The organism is Hyphomonas sp. L-53-1-40 (genome assembly GCF_000682775.1).
In the GTDB taxonomy this organism is placed as follows: domain Bacteria; phylum Pseudomonadota; class Alphaproteobacteria; order Caulobacterales; family Hyphomonadaceae; genus Hyphomonas.
Window position 1 is genome coordinate 144,927 of record NZ_AWFI01000001.1, and the last position, 17,795, is coordinate 162,721.

The 17,795-nt window shown below is 59.5% G+C and carries 16 protein-coding genes; 11 read left to right on the forward strand and 5 right to left on the reverse strand.

From position 1 onward, the window contains the following. Window positions 1-47: 47 nt before the first annotated feature. From L53_RS00670 to L53_RS00695, 6 genes are all read left to right on the forward strand, one after another. On the forward strand, window positions 48-767 hold the full coding sequence (locus tag L53_RS00670) for a hypothetical protein (protein WP_034810600.1): 720 nt from the start codon (window positions 48-50) through the stop codon (window positions 765-767). After that, window positions 764-1,390, forward strand: coding sequence for a class I SAM-dependent methyltransferase (locus L53_RS00675; RefSeq protein WP_034810601.1), 627 nt, complete (start codon window positions 764-766; stop codon window positions 1,388-1,390). Before L53_RS00670 ends, L53_RS00675 begins: the two co-directional genes overlap by 4 nt. Before the next feature lie 9 nt (window positions 1,391-1,399). Beyond that, on the forward strand, window positions 1,400-2,260 hold the full coding sequence (locus L53_RS16060) for a DUF3445 domain-containing protein (RefSeq protein WP_051607417.1): 861 nt from the start codon (window positions 1,400-1,402) through the stop codon (window positions 2,258-2,260). Further along, window positions 2,261-2,698: an EVE domain-containing protein gene (locus L53_RS00685; RefSeq protein WP_034810602.1), complete on the forward strand. Its 438-nt coding sequence runs from the start codon at window positions 2,261-2,263 to the stop codon at window positions 2,696-2,698. A gap of 122 nt (window positions 2,699-2,820) precedes the next feature. Next, window positions 2,821-5,553, forward strand: coding sequence for a glycoside hydrolase family 3 C-terminal domain-containing protein (locus L53_RS00690; RefSeq protein ID WP_233347453.1), 2,733 nt, complete (start codon window positions 2,821-2,823; stop codon window positions 5,551-5,553). Window positions 5,554-5,935: 382 nt separating this feature from the next. Further along, on the forward strand, window positions 5,936-6,520 hold the full coding sequence (locus L53_RS00695; protein ID WP_034810605.1) for a TetR/AcrR family transcriptional regulator: 585 nt from the start codon (window positions 5,936-5,938) through the stop codon (window positions 6,518-6,520). Between the two features lie 16 nt (window positions 6,521-6,536). Here L53_RS00695 and L53_RS00700 read toward each other — a convergent pair whose 3' ends face one another. Continuing rightward, window positions 6,537-7,199 (reverse strand): 2OG-Fe(II) oxygenase, encoded by a 663-nt coding sequence (locus L53_RS00700; protein ID WP_034810606.1) that lies wholly within the window; start codon window positions 7,197-7,199, stop codon window positions 6,537-6,539. A gap of 33 nt (window positions 7,200-7,232) precedes the next feature. After that, window positions 7,233-8,414 carry a glutamine-hydrolyzing carbamoyl-phosphate synthase small subunit gene (gene carA / locus L53_RS00705; protein ID WP_034810608.1) on the reverse strand — a complete coding sequence of 394 codons (1,182 nt, stop codon included), beginning with the start codon at window positions 8,412-8,414 and terminating at the stop codon, window positions 7,233-7,235. Between the two features lie 130 nt (window positions 8,415-8,544). On the opposite strand from carA, the gene L53_RS00710 reads away from it, so the two are divergent. The 4 genes from L53_RS00710 (at window position 8,545) to rpoD (ending at window position 14,315) form a co-directional block, all read left to right on the forward strand. Beyond that, window positions 8,545-9,057, forward strand: coding sequence for a GatB/YqeY domain-containing protein (locus L53_RS00710; protein ID WP_233347455.1), 513 nt, complete (start codon window positions 8,545-8,547; stop codon window positions 9,055-9,057). Between the two features lie 94 nt (window positions 9,058-9,151). Beyond that, on the forward strand, window positions 9,152-9,919 hold the full coding sequence (locus L53_RS00715) for a PRC-barrel domain-containing protein (protein ID WP_034810609.1): 768 nt from the start codon (window positions 9,152-9,154) through the stop codon (window positions 9,917-9,919). Window positions 9,920-10,041: 122 nt separating this feature from the next. Next, window positions 10,042-11,949, forward strand: coding sequence for a DNA primase (gene dnaG / locus L53_RS00720; protein WP_084332938.1), 1,908 nt, complete (start codon window positions 10,042-10,044; stop codon window positions 11,947-11,949). Window positions 11,950-12,359: 410 nt separating this feature from the next. Continuing rightward, window positions 12,360-14,315, forward strand: a complete 1,956-nt coding sequence (gene rpoD, locus L53_RS00730; protein ID WP_034810612.1) for an RNA polymerase sigma factor RpoD — start codon at window positions 12,360-12,362, stop codon at window positions 14,313-14,315. Between the two features lie 85 nt (window positions 14,316-14,400). Here the strand turns inward: rpoD and L53_RS00735 are convergent, their stop codons facing one another. After that, the gene (locus tag L53_RS00735; protein ID WP_034810613.1) at window positions 14,401-15,690 is read right to left on the reverse strand and encodes an O-acetylhomoserine aminocarboxypropyltransferase/cysteine synthase family protein; all 1,290 of its coding nucleotides are present in this window, start codon (window positions 15,688-15,690) and stop codon (window positions 14,401-14,403) included. 50 nt (window positions 15,691-15,740) lie between these two features. After that, the gene (locus tag L53_RS00740) at window positions 15,741-16,583 is read right to left on the reverse strand and encodes a neutral zinc metallopeptidase (RefSeq protein WP_034810615.1); all 843 of its coding nucleotides are present in this window, start codon (window positions 16,581-16,583) and stop codon (window positions 15,741-15,743) included. A gap of 118 nt (window positions 16,584-16,701) precedes the next feature. On the opposite strand from L53_RS00740, the gene L53_RS00745 reads away from it, so the two are divergent. After that, a complete protein-coding gene (locus tag L53_RS00745) occupies window positions 16,702-17,124 on the forward strand; it encodes a secondary thiamine-phosphate synthase enzyme YjbQ (RefSeq protein ID WP_034810616.1) in 423 nt (140 codons plus the stop codon). Here the strand turns inward: L53_RS00745 and L53_RS00750 are convergent. Beyond that, window positions 17,116-17,727 (reverse strand): NAD(P)H-dependent oxidoreductase, encoded by a 612-nt coding sequence (locus tag L53_RS00750; RefSeq protein ID WP_034810618.1) that lies wholly within the window; start codon window positions 17,725-17,727, stop codon window positions 17,116-17,118. The two genes, L53_RS00745 and L53_RS00750, sit on opposite strands and share 9 nt — an antisense overlap. Window positions 17,728-17,795: the final 68 nt, after the last annotated feature.

Consider the following 17,795-nt stretch of genomic DNA (forward strand, 5'->3'; position numbering starts at 1 on the left):
GGTGGAAGGCGGGGCCAATCCGGACCTGTTATCAGGAGGTGTGGTGTATGGGACTGATCTGGTGGATTTTGCCAGCAATTGCGGCCGTGATCGGCCTGATGTTGCTGTTTGCTGGCTTTGGCAAACTGGCACGCCTGAAAGCAGGTTCTGGCGCAGTCCGGCTGACCTTTGGCGCCGGTATGCTCGCTTTGGCGGGGGTCGTGGCCTTTGCTGGCCTCAACCTGCAGACCTACAAGCGCCTGACAAAGGAACGCTACGCCGCCAATATCAAGTTTGAAGCGGTCGAAGGCGAAGCAAACGCCTACACACTGGATCTGACATTTTCCGATGGTCGCAAACTGGTCGAGGCCAATGGGGCCCAGCCAGTGCTGCGCGGCAATGAATTCGAGATCGGTGCGCAGGTCATCAAGTTCAAACCAATGGCCAATATGCTGGGATATGACTCCATATACCGGCTCGACTTCATCGAAGGCCGGATGTCCCGTCGCTTCACACCGGATTCAGTGACCGAGGCGACAACCAACGGGATCGCCTTGGCCACCAATCCGGGGCTGGATGTGCATCGCCTCGCCGAGGAGCAGGGCGGGCGGTTCGGCATTGATGCGCAATACGGATCGGCCACTTACCAGCCAATGGGCGACCGGTTCGAGTATGTCGTAAACATCTCTCAGGACGCGCTCATTGCGCGCCCATCCGAGGCGACCAAGACGCTGATCCAGAAGCAGCGCTTTCCGGGCTACTCCGCCACTGAGGAGTCGGGTCAGTGAACCCGTGGGACCGCTACGTTGTTCCGCACATTGTAGCGTGTGCCTGCAGCACCAAGCCGATTATGAAACAGCGCGAGAAAGTCGTGCCGAAGGCTACCGGTCAGGTGCTGGAAATCGGTGCGGGATCGGGTACGAATTTCGCGCTCTATGATGGCAACAAGGTCGACCATCTCTACGCGCTGGAGCCTTCCGAATTGATGGTCAACAAGGCTCGCCGCGAAGCGGGGCGCCTCGGCATTGGCCACCATATCGATTTTCTTCAGACCGGCGCAGAATCCATTCCGCTGGAAGATGATTCCATCGACACGGTCGTCATAACCTTCGTCCTGTGCACAATTCCGGACTGGGAGGCGTCGCTGAAGGAAGTGCGCCGTGTTCTGAAGCCCGGCGGCAAGATCCTTTTCTCCGAACACGGCCTTGCGCCCGATGCAGGCGTGTCGAAGTGGCAGCGACGGATCGAACCTGTGTGGAAGCCGCTTGCGGGCGGTTGCCACCTGACGCGCGATACCGAGGCCATGTTTGCCTCGGCCGGGTTCCGGCTGGAAGACGCTGAGACGATGTATCTGCCATCAACGCCCAAAGTGGCTGGCTTCGTCAGCTGGGGCACAGCAGTTCCGGTCTGACACCAAGGCATGCGTGCACCACCCTATCTGCCTTTTCTGGACGGGCCGCCCAGCATTGCGCCGGGACTGAAGCCGATTGCCCCCGAAGCCTGGTTGTGGCCGGACACCGAGGCCGCGGTGTGGCTTGCCCCCAAACGTGAATTGATGCGAACGCGCCGATCAGACGTCTTTGCAGCCCATAACGCAGACGCCGAAATGACAGAGGCTGCGACGACTGTACTGGCAGAAACCGGTCCGGCAGTTGGGGATTGGTCCACCCCGCTGGAAGCGGCTTCCGCAATGGTTTCGGATGATCTTTGCATCATGGTGCGCGACGCTGAGGGGCTATGGAGACTGAAGGCCGCGAGCCTGTGCACGCCAACCTATTGGAGCCTCGCCGAGAAGTTTGGCAAGCCGCTTGGCGGACTGCACGCCCCTGTACCGGGTGGGGACCCGGGCCTTGCCGCGCGTATCTCCCGTATCTTTGATGGGCTCAGGCCGGGGCTCGTGCTGGAACGGCGCAATTGGTCGGTCCAGCCGGGCGATGAGCGGTTCACGCCCAGCTCTGCGCCCCTAAAAGCCCGCGCGCAAGCAATGCCAGAAGCAGACGCGCTGGACCAGCTGCACCTGCGCGTGGAGCGCCAGACAATCCGGAAATTGCCAGAGACGGGTGCATTGCTTTTTACCATCCGTATCGTGATGGATCCGCTGCGCGCAGCGATCTCGACGTCGCACCATGCAGAGGCTTTTGCATCGGCCTGGCAGAGTGTTGATCCGGCCATGGCACGCTATAAAGGCTGGGCAATCTATGATCGTCTGGTTCGGGCTGCACTGGACGCCAGCCTGAATCCGGTTACTTCCAAACGCAGCAGAAAAGACGAGGCAGGATAAATGAAATACTGGCTGTTCAAATCCGAACCCGACGCGTGGAGCTGGGACGAGCAGAAGGCCAAGGGCGATGAGGGCGAGGAATGGTCCGGCATCCGTAATTATCAGGCCCGCAATTTCATGCGCGACATGAAGATTGGTGACCGCGCCTTCTTCTACCACTCCAACAAGGGACTGGAAGTCGTGGGCGTGGTGGAGGTTTCCGCCGAAAGCGCCCCTGATTCCACGACCGATGATGAGCGCTGGGACTGTGTCTACCTGCGGGCCTTGGCCGACATGCCCAATCCCGTGAAGCTGAAAGACGTGAAGGCCAATCCGAAACTGGAAGACATGAGTCTGGTCACGTCATTTCGCCTGTCGGTTCAGCCTGTGAAACCGAATGAATGGAAGGAAGTCTGCCGGATGGGTGGGCTTGATCCGAAGACGTTAAAGCCGGTCTGACCGCAGGTAAAAAAGCCAAAAAAAGCGTCTGGCGTAAAAAATGTTAGCGTGCAACAATACGCCCCATAAGGGGGTGTATGCGCATGGTCGCCGCCCCTGAGAAACGTCACAGGGAGACCGGCATGGCTATGCAGCGGCATAAAATTCTGAATAAATTCAATCTTCTGGGGGCCGCGGCATCCATCGCGCTGTTGACCGGGTGCGCCAGTCTGGACGCACGGGAGACGCCTGCTGAGCTGGTGGAGACCACGGCCGAGACGGCGCCGGTAATCTTGCCCTATATGGACGCGTCCCTGAGCCCGGAAGCCCGCGCCAGGGATCTCGTTAGCCGCATGACGCTGGAAGAGAAAGCCGCCCAAATGTATGACAAGGCTGCCGGCATTCCGCGCCTTGGTCTGCACGAATACAATTGGTGGAACGAGGCCCTGCACGGGGTCGCCCGCGCCGGTCATGCGACCGTCTTCCCGCAGGCGATTGGTCTGGCGTCGACCTGGGATGAGGACCTGATGCTGGAGATCGCCACGACGATTTCCGATGAAGGTCGCGCCAAGCATCACTACTATGCGTCTGAAGATGTGTACGCCATGTATGGCGGGCTGACATTCTGGTCGCCGAACATCAACATCTTCCGGGATCCGCGCTGGGGCAGGGGCCAGGAAACCTATGGCGAAGACCCGTTCCTGACGGGCCGCATGGCCGTCAACTTCGTCAATGGCATTCAGGGCGATGATGACAAATACCTGAAAGCCATTGCGACCGTGAAGCATTATGCCGTCCATTCCGGTCCCGAGCCGTCGCGCCACCGCGACGATTATCACGCCTCCGATGCCGATCTCTGGGAAACCTATCTGCCAGCCTTCAAGATGGCGTTCGACGAGACGGATGTCGGCTCGGTCATGTGCGCCTATAATGCGGTCTGGGGCGCGCCGGCCTGTGGCAGCGAGCGGCTGATGGTGGATTTGCTGCGCGATGAATTGAAGTTCGACGGCTATGTCGTCTCCGACTGCGGCGCGATTGGCGACTTCTACTATGATGAAGCGAAGCATGAGGCAGGCGAAGCGCCCTATGCGGCGCATGACTATGTCGACACGCGCGCCGAAGCGGCCGCCCTGTCAGTCAAAATGGGAACCGACCTCAATTGCGGGGATGGCGAAGGCAACAAGATGGATGCCCTGCCGGACGCTGTGGCGCAGGGCCTGATCGACGAGGCCACCATCGACCAGTCGGTCGAGCGGCTCTACACGGCGCTGTTCCGCCTTGGCATGTATGACGATCCGGCGCTGGTGCCATGGGCGGATACGCCGCTCGATATTGTAGCGAGTGACGAACACATTGCCCTCTCCGAGCAGGCAGCACACCAGTCCCTCGTCCTGCTGAAGAATGACGGCATCCTGCCGCTGGCGCCCGAGACCAAGGTTGCCGTGATCGGTCCGAATGCCGACAATTGGTGGACGCTGGTGGCGAACTATTATGGTCGCCCGACCCAGCCCGTCACGGCGCTGGAAGGCGTGAAGGCCAAGATCGGCGCTGAGAACGTCACCTATGCGGTTGGCTCGACCATCGCGGGCGACAATTACTCCAATTACAAGCCTGTGCCGGCCTCGGCCCTGTTCCATGAGGATGCCGATGGCAATCTCGTGCCGGGGGTGCAGGCGGCCTACTATCCGAACAAGACGCTCGAAGGCGAGCCGACGCTGGAACAGGTCGAAGAGAAGATCGACTTCTATTGGGACCGTACGCCCAGCACAGGCGGACTGAATGACGAATTCAGCGCGACGTGGGACGGCGTGATCGTGCCCGAAACTGATGGCGTCTATCGTTTCCAGCCTTCGCGCTGGAGTGAGGTCGAAATCAACGGCCAGCCCGTTGGCGAGATGGACGGGATCGAGATGCAGGCCGGTGAGGCCTATTCGGTCCATATGGTACTGAAATTTGACAGTGGCTGGCCGCGCGACCAGCTCGATAAATACGCCTATCTGAACTGGACCGACGTTTCCCGCGATCTGAAAGCCGAAGCCATGGCGGCGGCAGAAGGCGCAGACGTGATCCTGTTCTTCGGTGGCATTGATGCCAATCTCGAAGGCGAGGAAATGGGCGTCGAGCTCGATGGCTTCCTCGGCGGTGACCGCACGCATATCAAGCTGCCGGAAAGTCAGGAGACGCTGCTGAAGGAATTGCATGCAACCGGCAAGCCGGTGGTGATGGTGAATTTCTCCGGCTCGGCCATGGGCCTGAACTGGGAGAACGAGAATTTGCCGGCCATCGTGCAGGCCTTCTATCCGGGCGAGCAGGCGGGCAAGGCCATTGCAGACCTGCTCTGGGGCGAATTCAGCCCGTCGGGCCGGCTGCCGGTGACCTTCTACAAGTCAGTCGATGATCTGCCGGACTTTGGCGACTATTCGATGGCGAACCGGACCTACAAATATTACGAGGGCGAACCGCTCTATCCGTTCGGTCACGGCCTGTCCTATACAAGCTTCGCCTATAGCGCCCTGTCGGTGCCAGAGGTGCATGACGCCTCCGAGCCTTTGCCGGTGAGTGTGACGGTGACAAATACGGGCGACATGCCCGGCCGGGAAGTGGTGCAGGCCTATATCCAGCATCAAGGCCGGGCACACGCTGGCGTTCCCCAAGTCGAGCTGGTGGCGTTCGATGTCGTGGAACTCGCCCCTGGAGAAAGCCAAACCGTCAGCTTTGCGCTATCGTCAGAGCGCATCGGCTACTATGCGACCGATGGGAAGTTCATCACGCCGCAGGGCACCGAAGCCATCCTCACTTTGGGTAGTGGTCAGCCTGGTTTTGTAGCGGATAGTTCCATCGAAACCAGTTCTGTTCGCTTTGAGCGGAACGAGTAGTTCTACCTTACAAGGTGATGGATAGTTAAGACGGGTCTGCCCCCAAGCAGGTCCGTCGCCCTTTACATGACGGATGGATTCCAATTCTTGCAAATGACTTGCAGAATCCTTTCGATCCTGTAGTGTTTATTGCAGATTATGTGGGGGGATAGTTTCCAGAAGTGTCGACCTGTGCCGATAAGTGGAAAGACGGTTACGGTGTCAGGCAGTCTGCCCGTCTCCGTAACCGTCCCGCGTCCCACTTTGGCAATGCAGTGTCGGAATGCCACCCAGCCTGGTGTCTCGTTGGTGGTACCTTATCGGGAACGAACCGTTCTCGAGCCTCCACATTGGTAATTTTACATACCACTGGTATGTTAGATCGACAACCGAAAAGCTAAACATGCCCAATCGTCGATCAAAAAAGGCCAGTGAGACACGCTCAGCTATTCTGAGCGCGGCGCGGCAACGTTTTACTGATGAGGGATTCGAGGCAAGTCTCTCAAGTATCGTGGAAGATGCCGGGATCACCAAGGGTGCCCTGTTCCACCATTTCGAGAACAAGCAGGCGCTCTATTATGAGGTCTGGCGAACTTTGCAGCAGGAAATGAATCAGGACACGCAGGCAGCCGCCGCAGAGGGCCGGTTGCCGGGCGATCCCTACTCCGCAATGCTCGCCGGTGCACGTCGGTATCTGGAATGGGCTGCGCGGCCCGACTATCAGAGGATCGTGCTGATCGATGGTCGTGCAGCACTCGGGCAGGACTGGTACGAGGCTGATTTTGATCTCAGCCAGAAAAGTGTGCGGGTTGGAATCGAATACCTTGTCCAGCAGGGCGCGATAGCGACTGAAAATGCGGCATCATCTGCAGTCATTATGCAGGGTGCGTTAAATGGTGCGGGCGTCGCACTCAGTCGGAAGGTGCCGGGTGTAACGGTCGAGTTGGTCTACAACACGATTGAAGGCCTATTGCGGAAATTGTCCTGATTAGGCTGGCCGTCGCTCAGTCCAGAGGAATCGCCACACCATTGATCGCGGGATTTACGCGCCACCATCCTGCAAGGCCATAGCGCAGACGCGCCGTTGGCTCGACGGCATGCGGGATTGTCTCCGATAGCATGAACACCACGCCGCCGCCTTCCGGGACGATGGAGGCAATAGGGGAGGCTTCATCGGCGGCGCCTTCGGGCCAGACCAGCAGCGCGCCGCCATCGTCCACGCTCCAAGCCTCGTTCAGGTAGACCACGATCGACACGATCCGGTTTCTCGCGCCTTCGAAACTATCAAGATGGCGATCATAGAAGCCGCCTTCAGGATAGACGGCGTAGCAGGCTTCGAACTCGAACAGGCCAAGCAGAAGGGTGCGATTGAGGGACTCGCGCCAGTGTTCAGCCCATGCGGCAAAGGCCGATTGGGCGGCGCTGGATCCATCAAGCCATGTAATGCGTGTCTTGCGGATGGAGCGGTCGACCTGAAAGTCATCATCGCGCCCAATCCCGGCCGGGGCCAGCGTGGCGTCTGCGTCCAGTCTCTGAATCTCTTCGCGCATGGCGGCCAGCAAGGTGTCTGGCAGCAAGCCCGGCTGCCATGACCAGCCCTGACTTGCGAGGTCTGCAGCGACGCAGCCGAGGCGGTTGTCACCCGGGAGGGGAAGGGGAGCGTCCATGCTGGGTCGGAATATCGGGCGCGTTGGCCGGTATCAGGACTTGGGCGCGGCCATCAGGTCCGCAAAGCGCTGGAACAGATAGAAACTGTCCTGGGGGCCGGGGCTGGCTTCCGGGTGGTGCTGGACGGAAATGATCGGGCGGTTTTTCACGGCGAGGCCAGAATTGGTGCCATCAAAGAGCGAGCGATGGCTCTCCTCGACCCCCTCAGGCAGCGTGGCGGGATCAACTGTGAAGCCATGATTCATCGACACAATCTCGACCTTGCCGGTGACGAGGTCTTTTACCGGATGGTTCGCACCATGGTGACCCTGGGCCATCTTCATGGTCTTGGCGCCAAGTGCGAGGGCGAGCAGTTGATGGCCAAGGCAAATGCCGAGAATTGGCAGGCCCTTGTTGATGACTGCGCGGATCATGTCGCCGGAGCGGGCGATCGTCGCGGCGGGGTCGCCTGGACCGTTGGAAAAGACCACACCATCGGGATTCAGAGCGAAAATCTCGTCTGCGGTGGCATCGCCATTCACGACACTGGTGCGGATGCCAGTCTGGGCCAGATTGCGCAGGATGTTCTTCTTCACGCCGAAATCAACAACGACGACATGGTGCTGGGCGTCGGCCATGTCGCTATAGCCGCCGGAAACCTGCCAGAGGCGCTGGGCGTTCTCGAAGGGGGCATCGGTATCGACATCTGCGGCGAGGTCAGCCGTTTCCAGGCCGTTCCAGGCGCGCGCGGTCTCGATCAGTTCGTCGAGATCGATATTGCCGTCAGGCTTGTGGCAGATTGCAGCCTTCTGCATGCCCTTTTCGCGTACGATCCGTGTGATGGCGCGGGTATCGACGCCGGACAGGGCCACAATGTTGCGACGGGTCAGCCAGTCACCGAATTCCTCGCCAGACCGCCAGTTGGACGCCGCTGTGATCGGCTCGCGGAAAATCGTGCCGCGGGCCCCATTCGTGCCCGGAACCGAGGATTCCTCGTGATCGTCAGCATTTGCCCCGACATTGCCCACATGTGGGAAGGTGAAGAGCACGATCTGCGATGAGTAGGAGGGGTCTGTCAGGATCTCCTGATAGCCTGTGATGGCTGTGTTGAAACAGAGCTCGCCGACGTGCACACCCTCTGCGCCTGCACCTTTTCCCAAGAAAATAGTGCCGTCAGACAAGGCGATAGCTCCCGTGGCAGTTGAGCTGGCTTGCTTTTTGCTTTGTTCGGACATATTTGGCTGGCCTTCCGGGATCGTTGTCAGACGGTTAACTCTCTCCGCCGACATTTTTCCGGGTAATGGGACTGAGTCCCTGCAACGTCAAGCATAGACGAACGTTGCTGGTGTGAAAGGCGTATTTTGAATGGGCCACGAAGATAAATCTGACATGATGACGCTTAAGGCGCGCGTTGCGCAGGCATTGCATGCCGAGCGCGAAAAGGACGATGGCTGTACCACCCGCCTGTCGACCCTGCGCCTGATTGATGCGGCCATTCGTGACCGTGATGTTTGCGCCCGTGGGCGTGGCGACAGCGAGGGCTGTCCTGATGCCGACGTGCGCAATGTGCTCGAAATCATGATTGCACAGCGCGAAACAGCAGCCGACGAGCATGATGATGCCGGCCGTATCGAAGATGCCATTCGTGAGCGCGAAGAAATCGAGATTATCCGCAAATTCCTGCCCGAACCGCTCTGCACAAAGGCGCTTGAAGAGGCTGTTGAAGAAGTGGTCGAAGACCTCGGCGCCAGCAAGCTGAAGGATATCGGTCGGTGCATGTCGGCGCTGAAACAGCGCTATCCCGGAAAGATCGAATCCGGCACCGCTGGCAAGGTCATGCGCAGGGCGCTGACATCGAACAAGGTATCGGCAAAATAGTCCGCGACCCAGCTGGTTAATTCTGCGAAAGGTTGGAACAAAGGCCGCGAAAGGTCCGTTGGTTGTGCATTGATCACAACGAAAGGACTTTGAAATGAAACGGCTTTTTCTGACTACGAGTGCGGCTGCCCTGATGATGGGTGTTGTGGCCTGTTCTGGTGCTGATACCCACACGCAGACCGCCGAGACCGATACAACTGCGATGACCGAGACCGCGACATATGACGGTGAGTTCGACACCGAAAATGATGTTTACGGTGATGCGACGGCCGAGACCAATATGGCCGAGGCTGACCGCGACGATTATGTTCTGACATCCGGCGAATTCCTGACATCCGAGCTGATCGGCGAAGAAGTCATGGACTCCAATGGCGAGGAGGTTGGCGAAGTTGAAGACGTCATGCTGGCGTCGGGTACGATGGAACCAATGCTGATCATCCGTGATGGTTTTGCCGGTGATCTGCACGCCGTGTCATTCGAGCAAGCCTCAATCTGGTTCGACGAGGAAGGTGAACCTGCTGCGCGCATGGATCTGACCGAGGAAATGCTGGATGACCTCCAGGAGTTCGAGCAGAATGGCATGAACGACTATCGTCTTGCGTCAGAGCTGACTGGCACGAACATCAATCTGGCTTTCAATGACAAGGACGTGCGCGTCACAGACCTGATCATGAAGACAGACGGCCAGGCCAAGTATGCCGTTGTGTCCGATGGCATCGTCGAAGCTGTGACGGACAAACGCTTCCTGATCGATCCATCGAAAATCATGGTTGCCCAAGGCGACAGCGATGGCGAGATCGTCATCGACCTGAGCGAACAGGAATTCAACAGTGCTTTGGGTTTCACGGCTGACATCGACTAAGCCATTTCCTTTGGCATCAAGATCAGGCCCCGCTCGCGCGGGGCCTTTTTTGTGCAATTCCGGTTCCTCAGCAGGCAGGGGAGCGTTCCCCCAATTCCCCATTGAGGCTACACTGCGCCGCTATGAGTTCCCCTGTCCGCATTCCTGATGGCTTCGTCGATGAACTGAAGGCCCGTATCCGGCCTTCGGATGTGATCGGCCGCAAGGTGAAGCTGACCAAGAAGGGCAAGGAATGGGTCGGGCTGTCGCCGTTCACGGCCGAGAAGACACCGAGCTTCTACGTCAACGACCAGAAGCGCATCTTCAAATGTTTTTCGTCCGGCATGGGTGGTGATGTCATCAGTTTCGTAATGGAGACCGAGCGGCTCTCCTTCATGGAAGCGGTTGAGAAGCTGGCCGAAGAGGCCGGCATGGAATTGCCGAAGTCCGATCCGCGTGCCGCCGAAGCCTATGACCATCGCAAACGGTTGCAGGAAGTCTGCGAAGCAGCCGCGTCGTATTTCGAAGAACGACTTCAATCGTCCGAAGGCGCCGCGGCGCGCGAATACCTTGAGGGCAGGGGCCTGAAGCCTGCGGCCTGGAAGCGCCACAGGCTCGGCTATGCGCCGGATGATTGGCGCAAGACGAGCGCGCACCTGAAAGCTGAAGGCTTCACCGCTGCCGAGATTCTGGAAGCAGGCCTCACCAAGGAAAGCGACAAGGGCGGCGAGCCCTATGATGCGTTCCGGGGGCGACTGATGTTTCCGATCCCGGATAGCCGGGGCGGCATCATCGCCTTTGGCGGTCGCGGACTGACGCCGGATGCAAAGCCGAAATACCTCAATTCCGGCGACACGCCGCTGTTTCACAAATCCCGGGTACTCTATCGCTACAAGGCGGCACGCGAGGCACTGGGTCATGGTGAGGGCGGCGGCCTGATTGTCTGCGAAGGCTATATGGACGCCATCGCACTGACCGAGGCTGGCTTCGGTCAGGCCGTGGCGCCGCTTGGCACGGCGCTGACCGAGGAGCAGATCAGCCTGCTCTGGCGCGCTGGTCCGGAGCCGGTATTGTGTTTCGATGGTGACCGGGCTGGTCTTGGCGCCGCCTATCGCGCCGTTGATCGAGCGCTGCCGCATGTCGAGCCCGGCCGGTCCTTGTTCTTCGTGCTGTTGCCAGACGGCATGGACCCGGATGACCTGATCCGCGAGCGTGGACCGATGGCGATGGGCGAAGCGCTGGACGGGCGAATCGCCCTGTCGGAACTGCTCTGGCTGCGCGAGCGCGATGCCGAACCGCTGGACACGCCGGAACGTCAGGCCGGATTGGAGGCGCGGCTGATGCAGGCTGCAGCCCAGATCAAGCATCCCGGTGTCAAGGCAGCCTATGAGCGTGACTTGCGCGCGCGCATGAAGGATCATTTCTGGCAGATCCGTCAGGCCAAACGGCAGAGTTCCTTTACCAAGGGCAAGCCCGGAGGACGGGGGCAGGGCGGCGCGTCCCCCTATGGAGGCAGCCCATCGACGGGTCCGCAAACCGGCGGCAAACAGAGTCCCGGTGTCCTGTTGCTGATGCAGGCCATTGCCAGTCCTGCAATCTTGTCCGGGATGGAGGAGACGCTGATCGCGGCGGATTTCCGCAATGTGATGTCCAACCGGTTGCGTGACCTGCTCGTCGATTTCCTGATCGAAAACAGGGAGCTGACGTTTGACGCTGTGCTGGAATTGCTGGCGCGGGAGGGGCATGAGCGGGAAGTCTCCCAGATCGACATGACGCAGGTGTCGCGGATCAATGTTGACGATCCGGCCTACCGGTCCTGGAAAGCTGCGATCGAGGTGTTCATCCCGGTCGATACCGCCCCATCTGCGGATGACGAAGTGCGGCGTCTCAAATTGAAACGTCGACTGGTGGCCGAGAAGCGCAAGGCCTATGAGGAGCGTGTTCTGGTCGATCAGCAGGAAAAGGCGATGGGCAAGGCGAATATCGGCGATTTCTGGAAACAGTTCGAAGAGAAGAACCCCTGGTTCAAGCCAGATGGCTCCAGCAATTAGGCATCGCGGCTTCAAACGCAGGAAAACCTATTGACCGCAACGCAATCCATGCCCATTTACTGTAAGCAGGGAACATGCGCGCTGACAAACTGCTCAAACACTATCCTCATCTGCCTCTGAACGCGGTTTTTGAACCCGAGGCAAAGGACTGGCCAACGGCCATCGAGCAATTTCTGGAAGACGGACGTTCACACGAGCCTGCTCTTGACCGTGGCATGGATGCTGCGTGCAAGGGATCGACCCTGCCGTCATGTATATGGCACAGGCGTCTTCAGCTCGTTGAGAACCGAACGGTCCTGCGGGACCGCATGTACGAGGCAGCAGGAACAGTCAGCGAAAGCTAACAGGCAGGTATTATTTTGGGAGAGTTCTCGGCAAGCGCAGTCGGGGTCCTCACAGGAGAGATTTGAATGGCAACAGCCACCAAGAAAAAGAACGTCTCCGGCGATGGCGACCGTGATGACGACAAGGACAATGAAAACGGCCTGGTCGATTTCAATGCGACCGACGTCAAGAAAGTCCTGAAGCGCGCTCAGAAGCGCGGCTTCATCACGCATGACGAAATCAACGCTCTGCTTCCCAATGACGAAATGACCTCCGACCAGATTGAGGACGTGATGTCCCAGATCTCCGAGCAGGGCATTGCAGTGGTCGAGAGCGAAGAAGAAGCCGAAGCCGAAGGCAAGGCGCTCACCAAGATTGAAGACAAGAAAGTCGTTGCCAAGAAGGGCAATGCGCGCGGTTCTGACCGCACCGATGATCCGGTCCGCATGTACCTGCGCGAAATGGGCGCTGTTGAGCTGCTGTCGCGTGAAGGTGAGATCGCGATTGCCAAGCGCATCGAGGCTGGACGTGATGCGATGATCCGCGGCCTGTGCGAAAGCCCGCTGACCTTCGAAGCCATGATGGTCTGGCGCGACGAGCTTGTAAACGAGCGCATCCTGCTGCGTGACCTGATCGACCTTGAGGCCACCTATGGCGCGGAAAACCCGCCGCCTGAGCCAAAGCCCAAGGAAGAAGAAGACGAAGCGGACGAGGCGAAAGCCGAAGGCGAAGAATCCTCAGACGATGATGACGACGAGGACGAGGATGATGCTGCGGCAATGTCCATGTCCGCCATGGAAGCTGAACTGCGCGATGGCGTGCTGGCCAAGCTGGACGAGATTGCCGACGATTTCGCGAAATACCGCAAATTGCAGGACAAGCTGGTCGGCCGCCGCCTCGAAGGCAAGGACCTGACGCCGAAGGCGCAGGAAGAGTATGACGAGCTGTCAAACTCCATCGTCGAAAACCTCAAGACGATCCACATCAATAATGCCCGGATCGAAGCGCTGGTCGAACAGCTCTATGCCATCAACAAAAAGCTGATGGGCATGGAAGGCAAGCTGATGCGCATGGGCGATGCCTATGGTGTGCCGCGCAAGGAATTCCTCGAGAACTATTTCGGCCGCGAGCTGGAGCCGGACTGGATCGAGGCTGTTAAAGGCCGGTCGGCCAAGTGGAAGCGCTTTGCTGAAGGCAAGGAAGCCGAAATCACCGAGTCCCGCGACAACATTTCCGAAATCGCGCAGGAAATCGGTATTCCGATCGATGATTTCCGCCGCATCGTGCAGACGGTGCAGAAGGGCGAACGCGAAGCGCGCATCGCCAAGAAGGAAATGGTCGAGGCCAACCTGCGCCTCGTGATTTCCATCGCGAAGAAATACACAAATCGTGGCCTGCAATTCCTGGATCTGATTCAGGAAGGCAATATCGGCCTGATGAAGGCGGTCGATAAATTCGAATACCGTCGCGGTTACAAATTCTCGACCTATGCAACCTGGTGGATCCGTCAGGCGATTACCCGGTCCATTGCGGACCAGGCCCGCACGATCCGTATCCCGGTGCACATGATCGAGACGATCAACAAGATCATCCGTACCCAGCGCCAGATGCTGCACGAGATCGGCCGCGAGCCGACTCCGGAAGAGCTGGCCGAAAAGCTGGGCCTGCCGCTGGAGAAGATCCGCAAGGTTCTGAAGATCGCGAAAGAGCCAATTTCGCTGGAAACGCCGATTGGCGACGACGAGGATTCAAACCTCGGCGACTTCATCGAGGACAAGATGGCGCTTCTGCCCGTCGACGCCGCGATCCAGTCGAACCTGCGCGAAACGACGACCCGCGTGCTCGCCTCGCTTACGCCGCGTGAAGAACGCGTGCTGCGCATGCGCTTCGGTATCGGTATGAACACGGATCACACGCTGGAAGAAGTCGGCCAGCAATTCTCGGTGACCCGCGAACGAATCCGCCAGATCGAAGCCAAGGCGCTCCGCAAACTGAAGCATCCGAGCCGCAGCCGCAAACTGCGGAGCTTCCTGGATACATAAGGCGCAAGCGCCGATCCAAGTTTGAAAAAGGCGGCCCGTCGAGGCCGCCTTTTTTGTTTTCGTTTTTGGATTTGTCGAAGCGTGACTAGCCTGCCGCGTTTAGCGCCTGATCCAGATCTGCGATCAGGTCGTCCGCGTCTTCGATGCCGATGGAGAGGCGGACCGTGTTGGGCGCGGCGCCAGCGGCGATCTGCTGTTCTTCGGTCAACTGGCGGTGCGTGGTCGAGGCGGGGTGGATAACCAGGCTGCGCGCGTCACCGAGGTTCGCGACATGGCTGAACAGGTTCAGGCCGCCAACGAACTGCGTGCAGGCTTCATAGCCGCCTTTCAGCTGGACCGTGAACAGGGCGCCAGCCCCTTTCGGGCAGATTTTCGGGATGCGATCCTTGTAGGGCGAGGAGTCGAGCCCGGCATAGGTGACACCAGCAACCGCATCATGACCTTCCAGCCACGCGGCAACCTTCTCGGCGTTTGCAATGTGTTTCTCCATCCGCATGGAGAGCGTCTCGATGCCCATCAGCGTATAATGCGCCGCCTGAGGGTTGAGCGTCATGCCGAGGTCGCGCAGGCCGATGGCAATGCCGTGGAAGGTGAACGCGGCGGGGCCAAATGTCTCATGAAAGTTCAGGCCGTGATAGGCCGGTTCGGGCTGCGACAGGGACGGGAACTTGTCAGACGCCGACCAGTCGAACTTGCCGGAATCGATAATTGCGCCGCCGGTGACCGTGCCATTGCCGGTCATGTATTTCGTCAGCGAGTGAACGACCAGCGTCGCGCCATGCTCGATCGGACGGCAGAGATAGGGCGTGGCCGTCGTATTGTCGACGATCAGGGGGATGCCTGCGCCGTCGGCGATTTCGGCAATCGCGTCCAGATCGGTGATATAGCCGCCCGGATTGGCGATGGTCTCGCAGAAGATGGCGCGCGTGTCGTCGTCAATCGCGGCCTTCACGGCGTCGAGATCGTCAAAGTCCACGAAGGTGGCCGACCAGCCGAAGCGTTTGAAGGTCTGGCTGAACTGGGTGATCGTGCCGCCATAGAGGCGCGTCGAGGCGACGATGTTGCGGCCGGGGGCCATCAACGGGAACAGCGCCATGATCTGGGCCGCATGACCGGACGAACAGCAGACAGTGCCCGCGCCGCCTTCCAGCGCGGTGATCCGGTCGCCAAGGGCGGCCACGGTCGGATTGGTCAGGCGGGAATAGATATAGCCGACTTCCTGCAGGCCGAAGAGCGCGGCGGCATGGTCTGCGTCGCGGAAGACATAGGCCGTTGTCTGGTAAATCGGCACCTGGCGCGCGCCAGTGGCGGGGTCCGGGTTCGCGCCCGCATGAATTTGCAGGGTGTCGAACCCCATTGGCTTGCCGTCGGTCATGTCGGCTCTCCCTCTTTGAGTGGTGTTGCTTCCCCCGTTCGGGCAGGGGCTCAGTTGAACGTATCACACTGGCGGGGGTCACCGCTCTCATAACCCCGGGTCAGCCACTCCATGCGCTGTTCGGCTGAGCCATGCGTGAAGCCTTCGGGCGAGACGCGGCCCGTCGAGCGCTTTTGCAGCATGTCGTCGCCGATCGCATTGGCGGTTTTCAAGCCTTCTGCCATGTCGCCGCGTTCGAGCGCAACCTGGCCATTGGAGGCCTCTGCGGCGCGGGCAGCCCACACGCCAGCATAGCAGTCAGCCTGCAGCTCCAGCGCGACGGAGTATTTGTTTGCCGCGGCCTGATTGCGAGCCTGCTGCTGTGCCTTGCGCACCTGTTGCGAGGCCCCGGTCAGCGTCTGGACGTGGTGGCCGTATTCGTGCGCGATGACATATGCGCGCGCGAAATCTGCACCGGACGCGCCAAGTTGGGTTTCCATCTGCTGCCAGAAAGAAAGGTCCAGATAGATGGTCTGGTCGGCTGGGCAATAGAAAGGCCCCATCGCGGCCTGGCCATAGCCGCATCCGGTGCCCGTGCCTTCGGTATAGATCACGACATTTGGCTTCTTGTAGCCGTCCAGCAGTCCGGTCCAGACGTCATTGACGTTGGTGCCAACCACATCAACGAACTGGCCGGCCTCATCCTCTGGGGTGCCGACTTCGCCGGATTGCTGTTGCTGGCCGGATGACATGCCACTGCCCGCCTCAAGCAGGGGCTGGGGGTCAATGCCCAGAAAATAGGACACGACCAGCGCGATCAGGACAAAGCCGATTCCGCCGCCCGCAACCTTGCCCCCGCTAATGCCGCGTCTATCCTCGACGTTGCCGCCCTTGCGTCCACCCTTCCAGCGCATGTCCCACTCCGTTCACTTGGATTATACCGTCAATTCTTGAGATACAGGGCGTAACAGGGCCCGTCACCCCGGAAACTCATCCCCGATTGCCGGGCGGGGCGCCAGCGGCTATCCGGACATCATGCAGACCCAGCTCACGATTTCGACCCAAGGTTCCGGCCTTTTTGAGTTTACCCGCGATGCGGCGGAATTTGTCGCCGGTCGGGGCGACGGCCTTCTGACCCTGTTCTGCCAGCACACGTCCTGCTCGCTGCTGGTTCAGGAAAATGCCGATCCGGATGTGCAGCGGGATCTTCAGGCTTTCTTTCGCCGCCTCGCGCCGCATGCCGATGACCCCACGATGAACTATCTCGTCCATCGTACCGAGGGGCCAGACGATATGCCTGCCCATATCAAGTCCGCGCTGACACAGACCTCGCTCTCCATTCCCGTTTCGGCGGGGCGCATGGCGCTGGGCACTTGGCAGGGCATCTATTTGTTCGAGCATCGCGACGCCCCGCACACCCGGCGCGTGGTTGCCCACTTCCTCACATCAGGCTGATCGTGGATGGGCAGGCAAGCCAAACGCGCCTCGCAAATGCGCATCGAAGCGTTCGAAGTCTGCCGCGATTGTCGGCGCCTTGGAAACATCATATGCCGCAAAGCTCGGCAGGGCCTGCATACCGAAAAATCGGAAATTCAAATGCACCGGCCAGAGCAGGTCTTCGACGGAGCGACCTTCAAAGAAATTCTGGTTCGGATCGCCAAATGCCGTTCGCGGCGCATTGAGTGTGAGCGACAGCATGTATTGCGTTTCGGTCAGGTGACCGCCGCTGCCATATTGACGGGACGCGTCCTTGCGGCTGCGCCCGTCGCCCTTTGACAGGCGGCCATCCATGCCGGCGGTGTATACCTCATCGAGATAACGCTTCAGAGACCAGGGCAGGCCCATGGAATTCAGGGGGAACTGAAAGAGTATCTTATCGGCCCAGAGTTGATTGGCGACCTCTTCCTCCGTGTCCCATCCATCTGCCACATGAGTGGTGCGAATGTTCCAATCGGCCGCCTCGAATATGCGCCGAGCGCGTTCGACAAAGGCAGCGTTCAGCGTACCGGGAGAGGTTGGAAAGGGCTGGTGACCATTAACGATGAGGACGTTTGTCATCCTCTCCTTCTGGCTGGGCCATTCAAGAACCGCAACTGCATGGGGCCATAAGTGCTGCTAACAGGGGA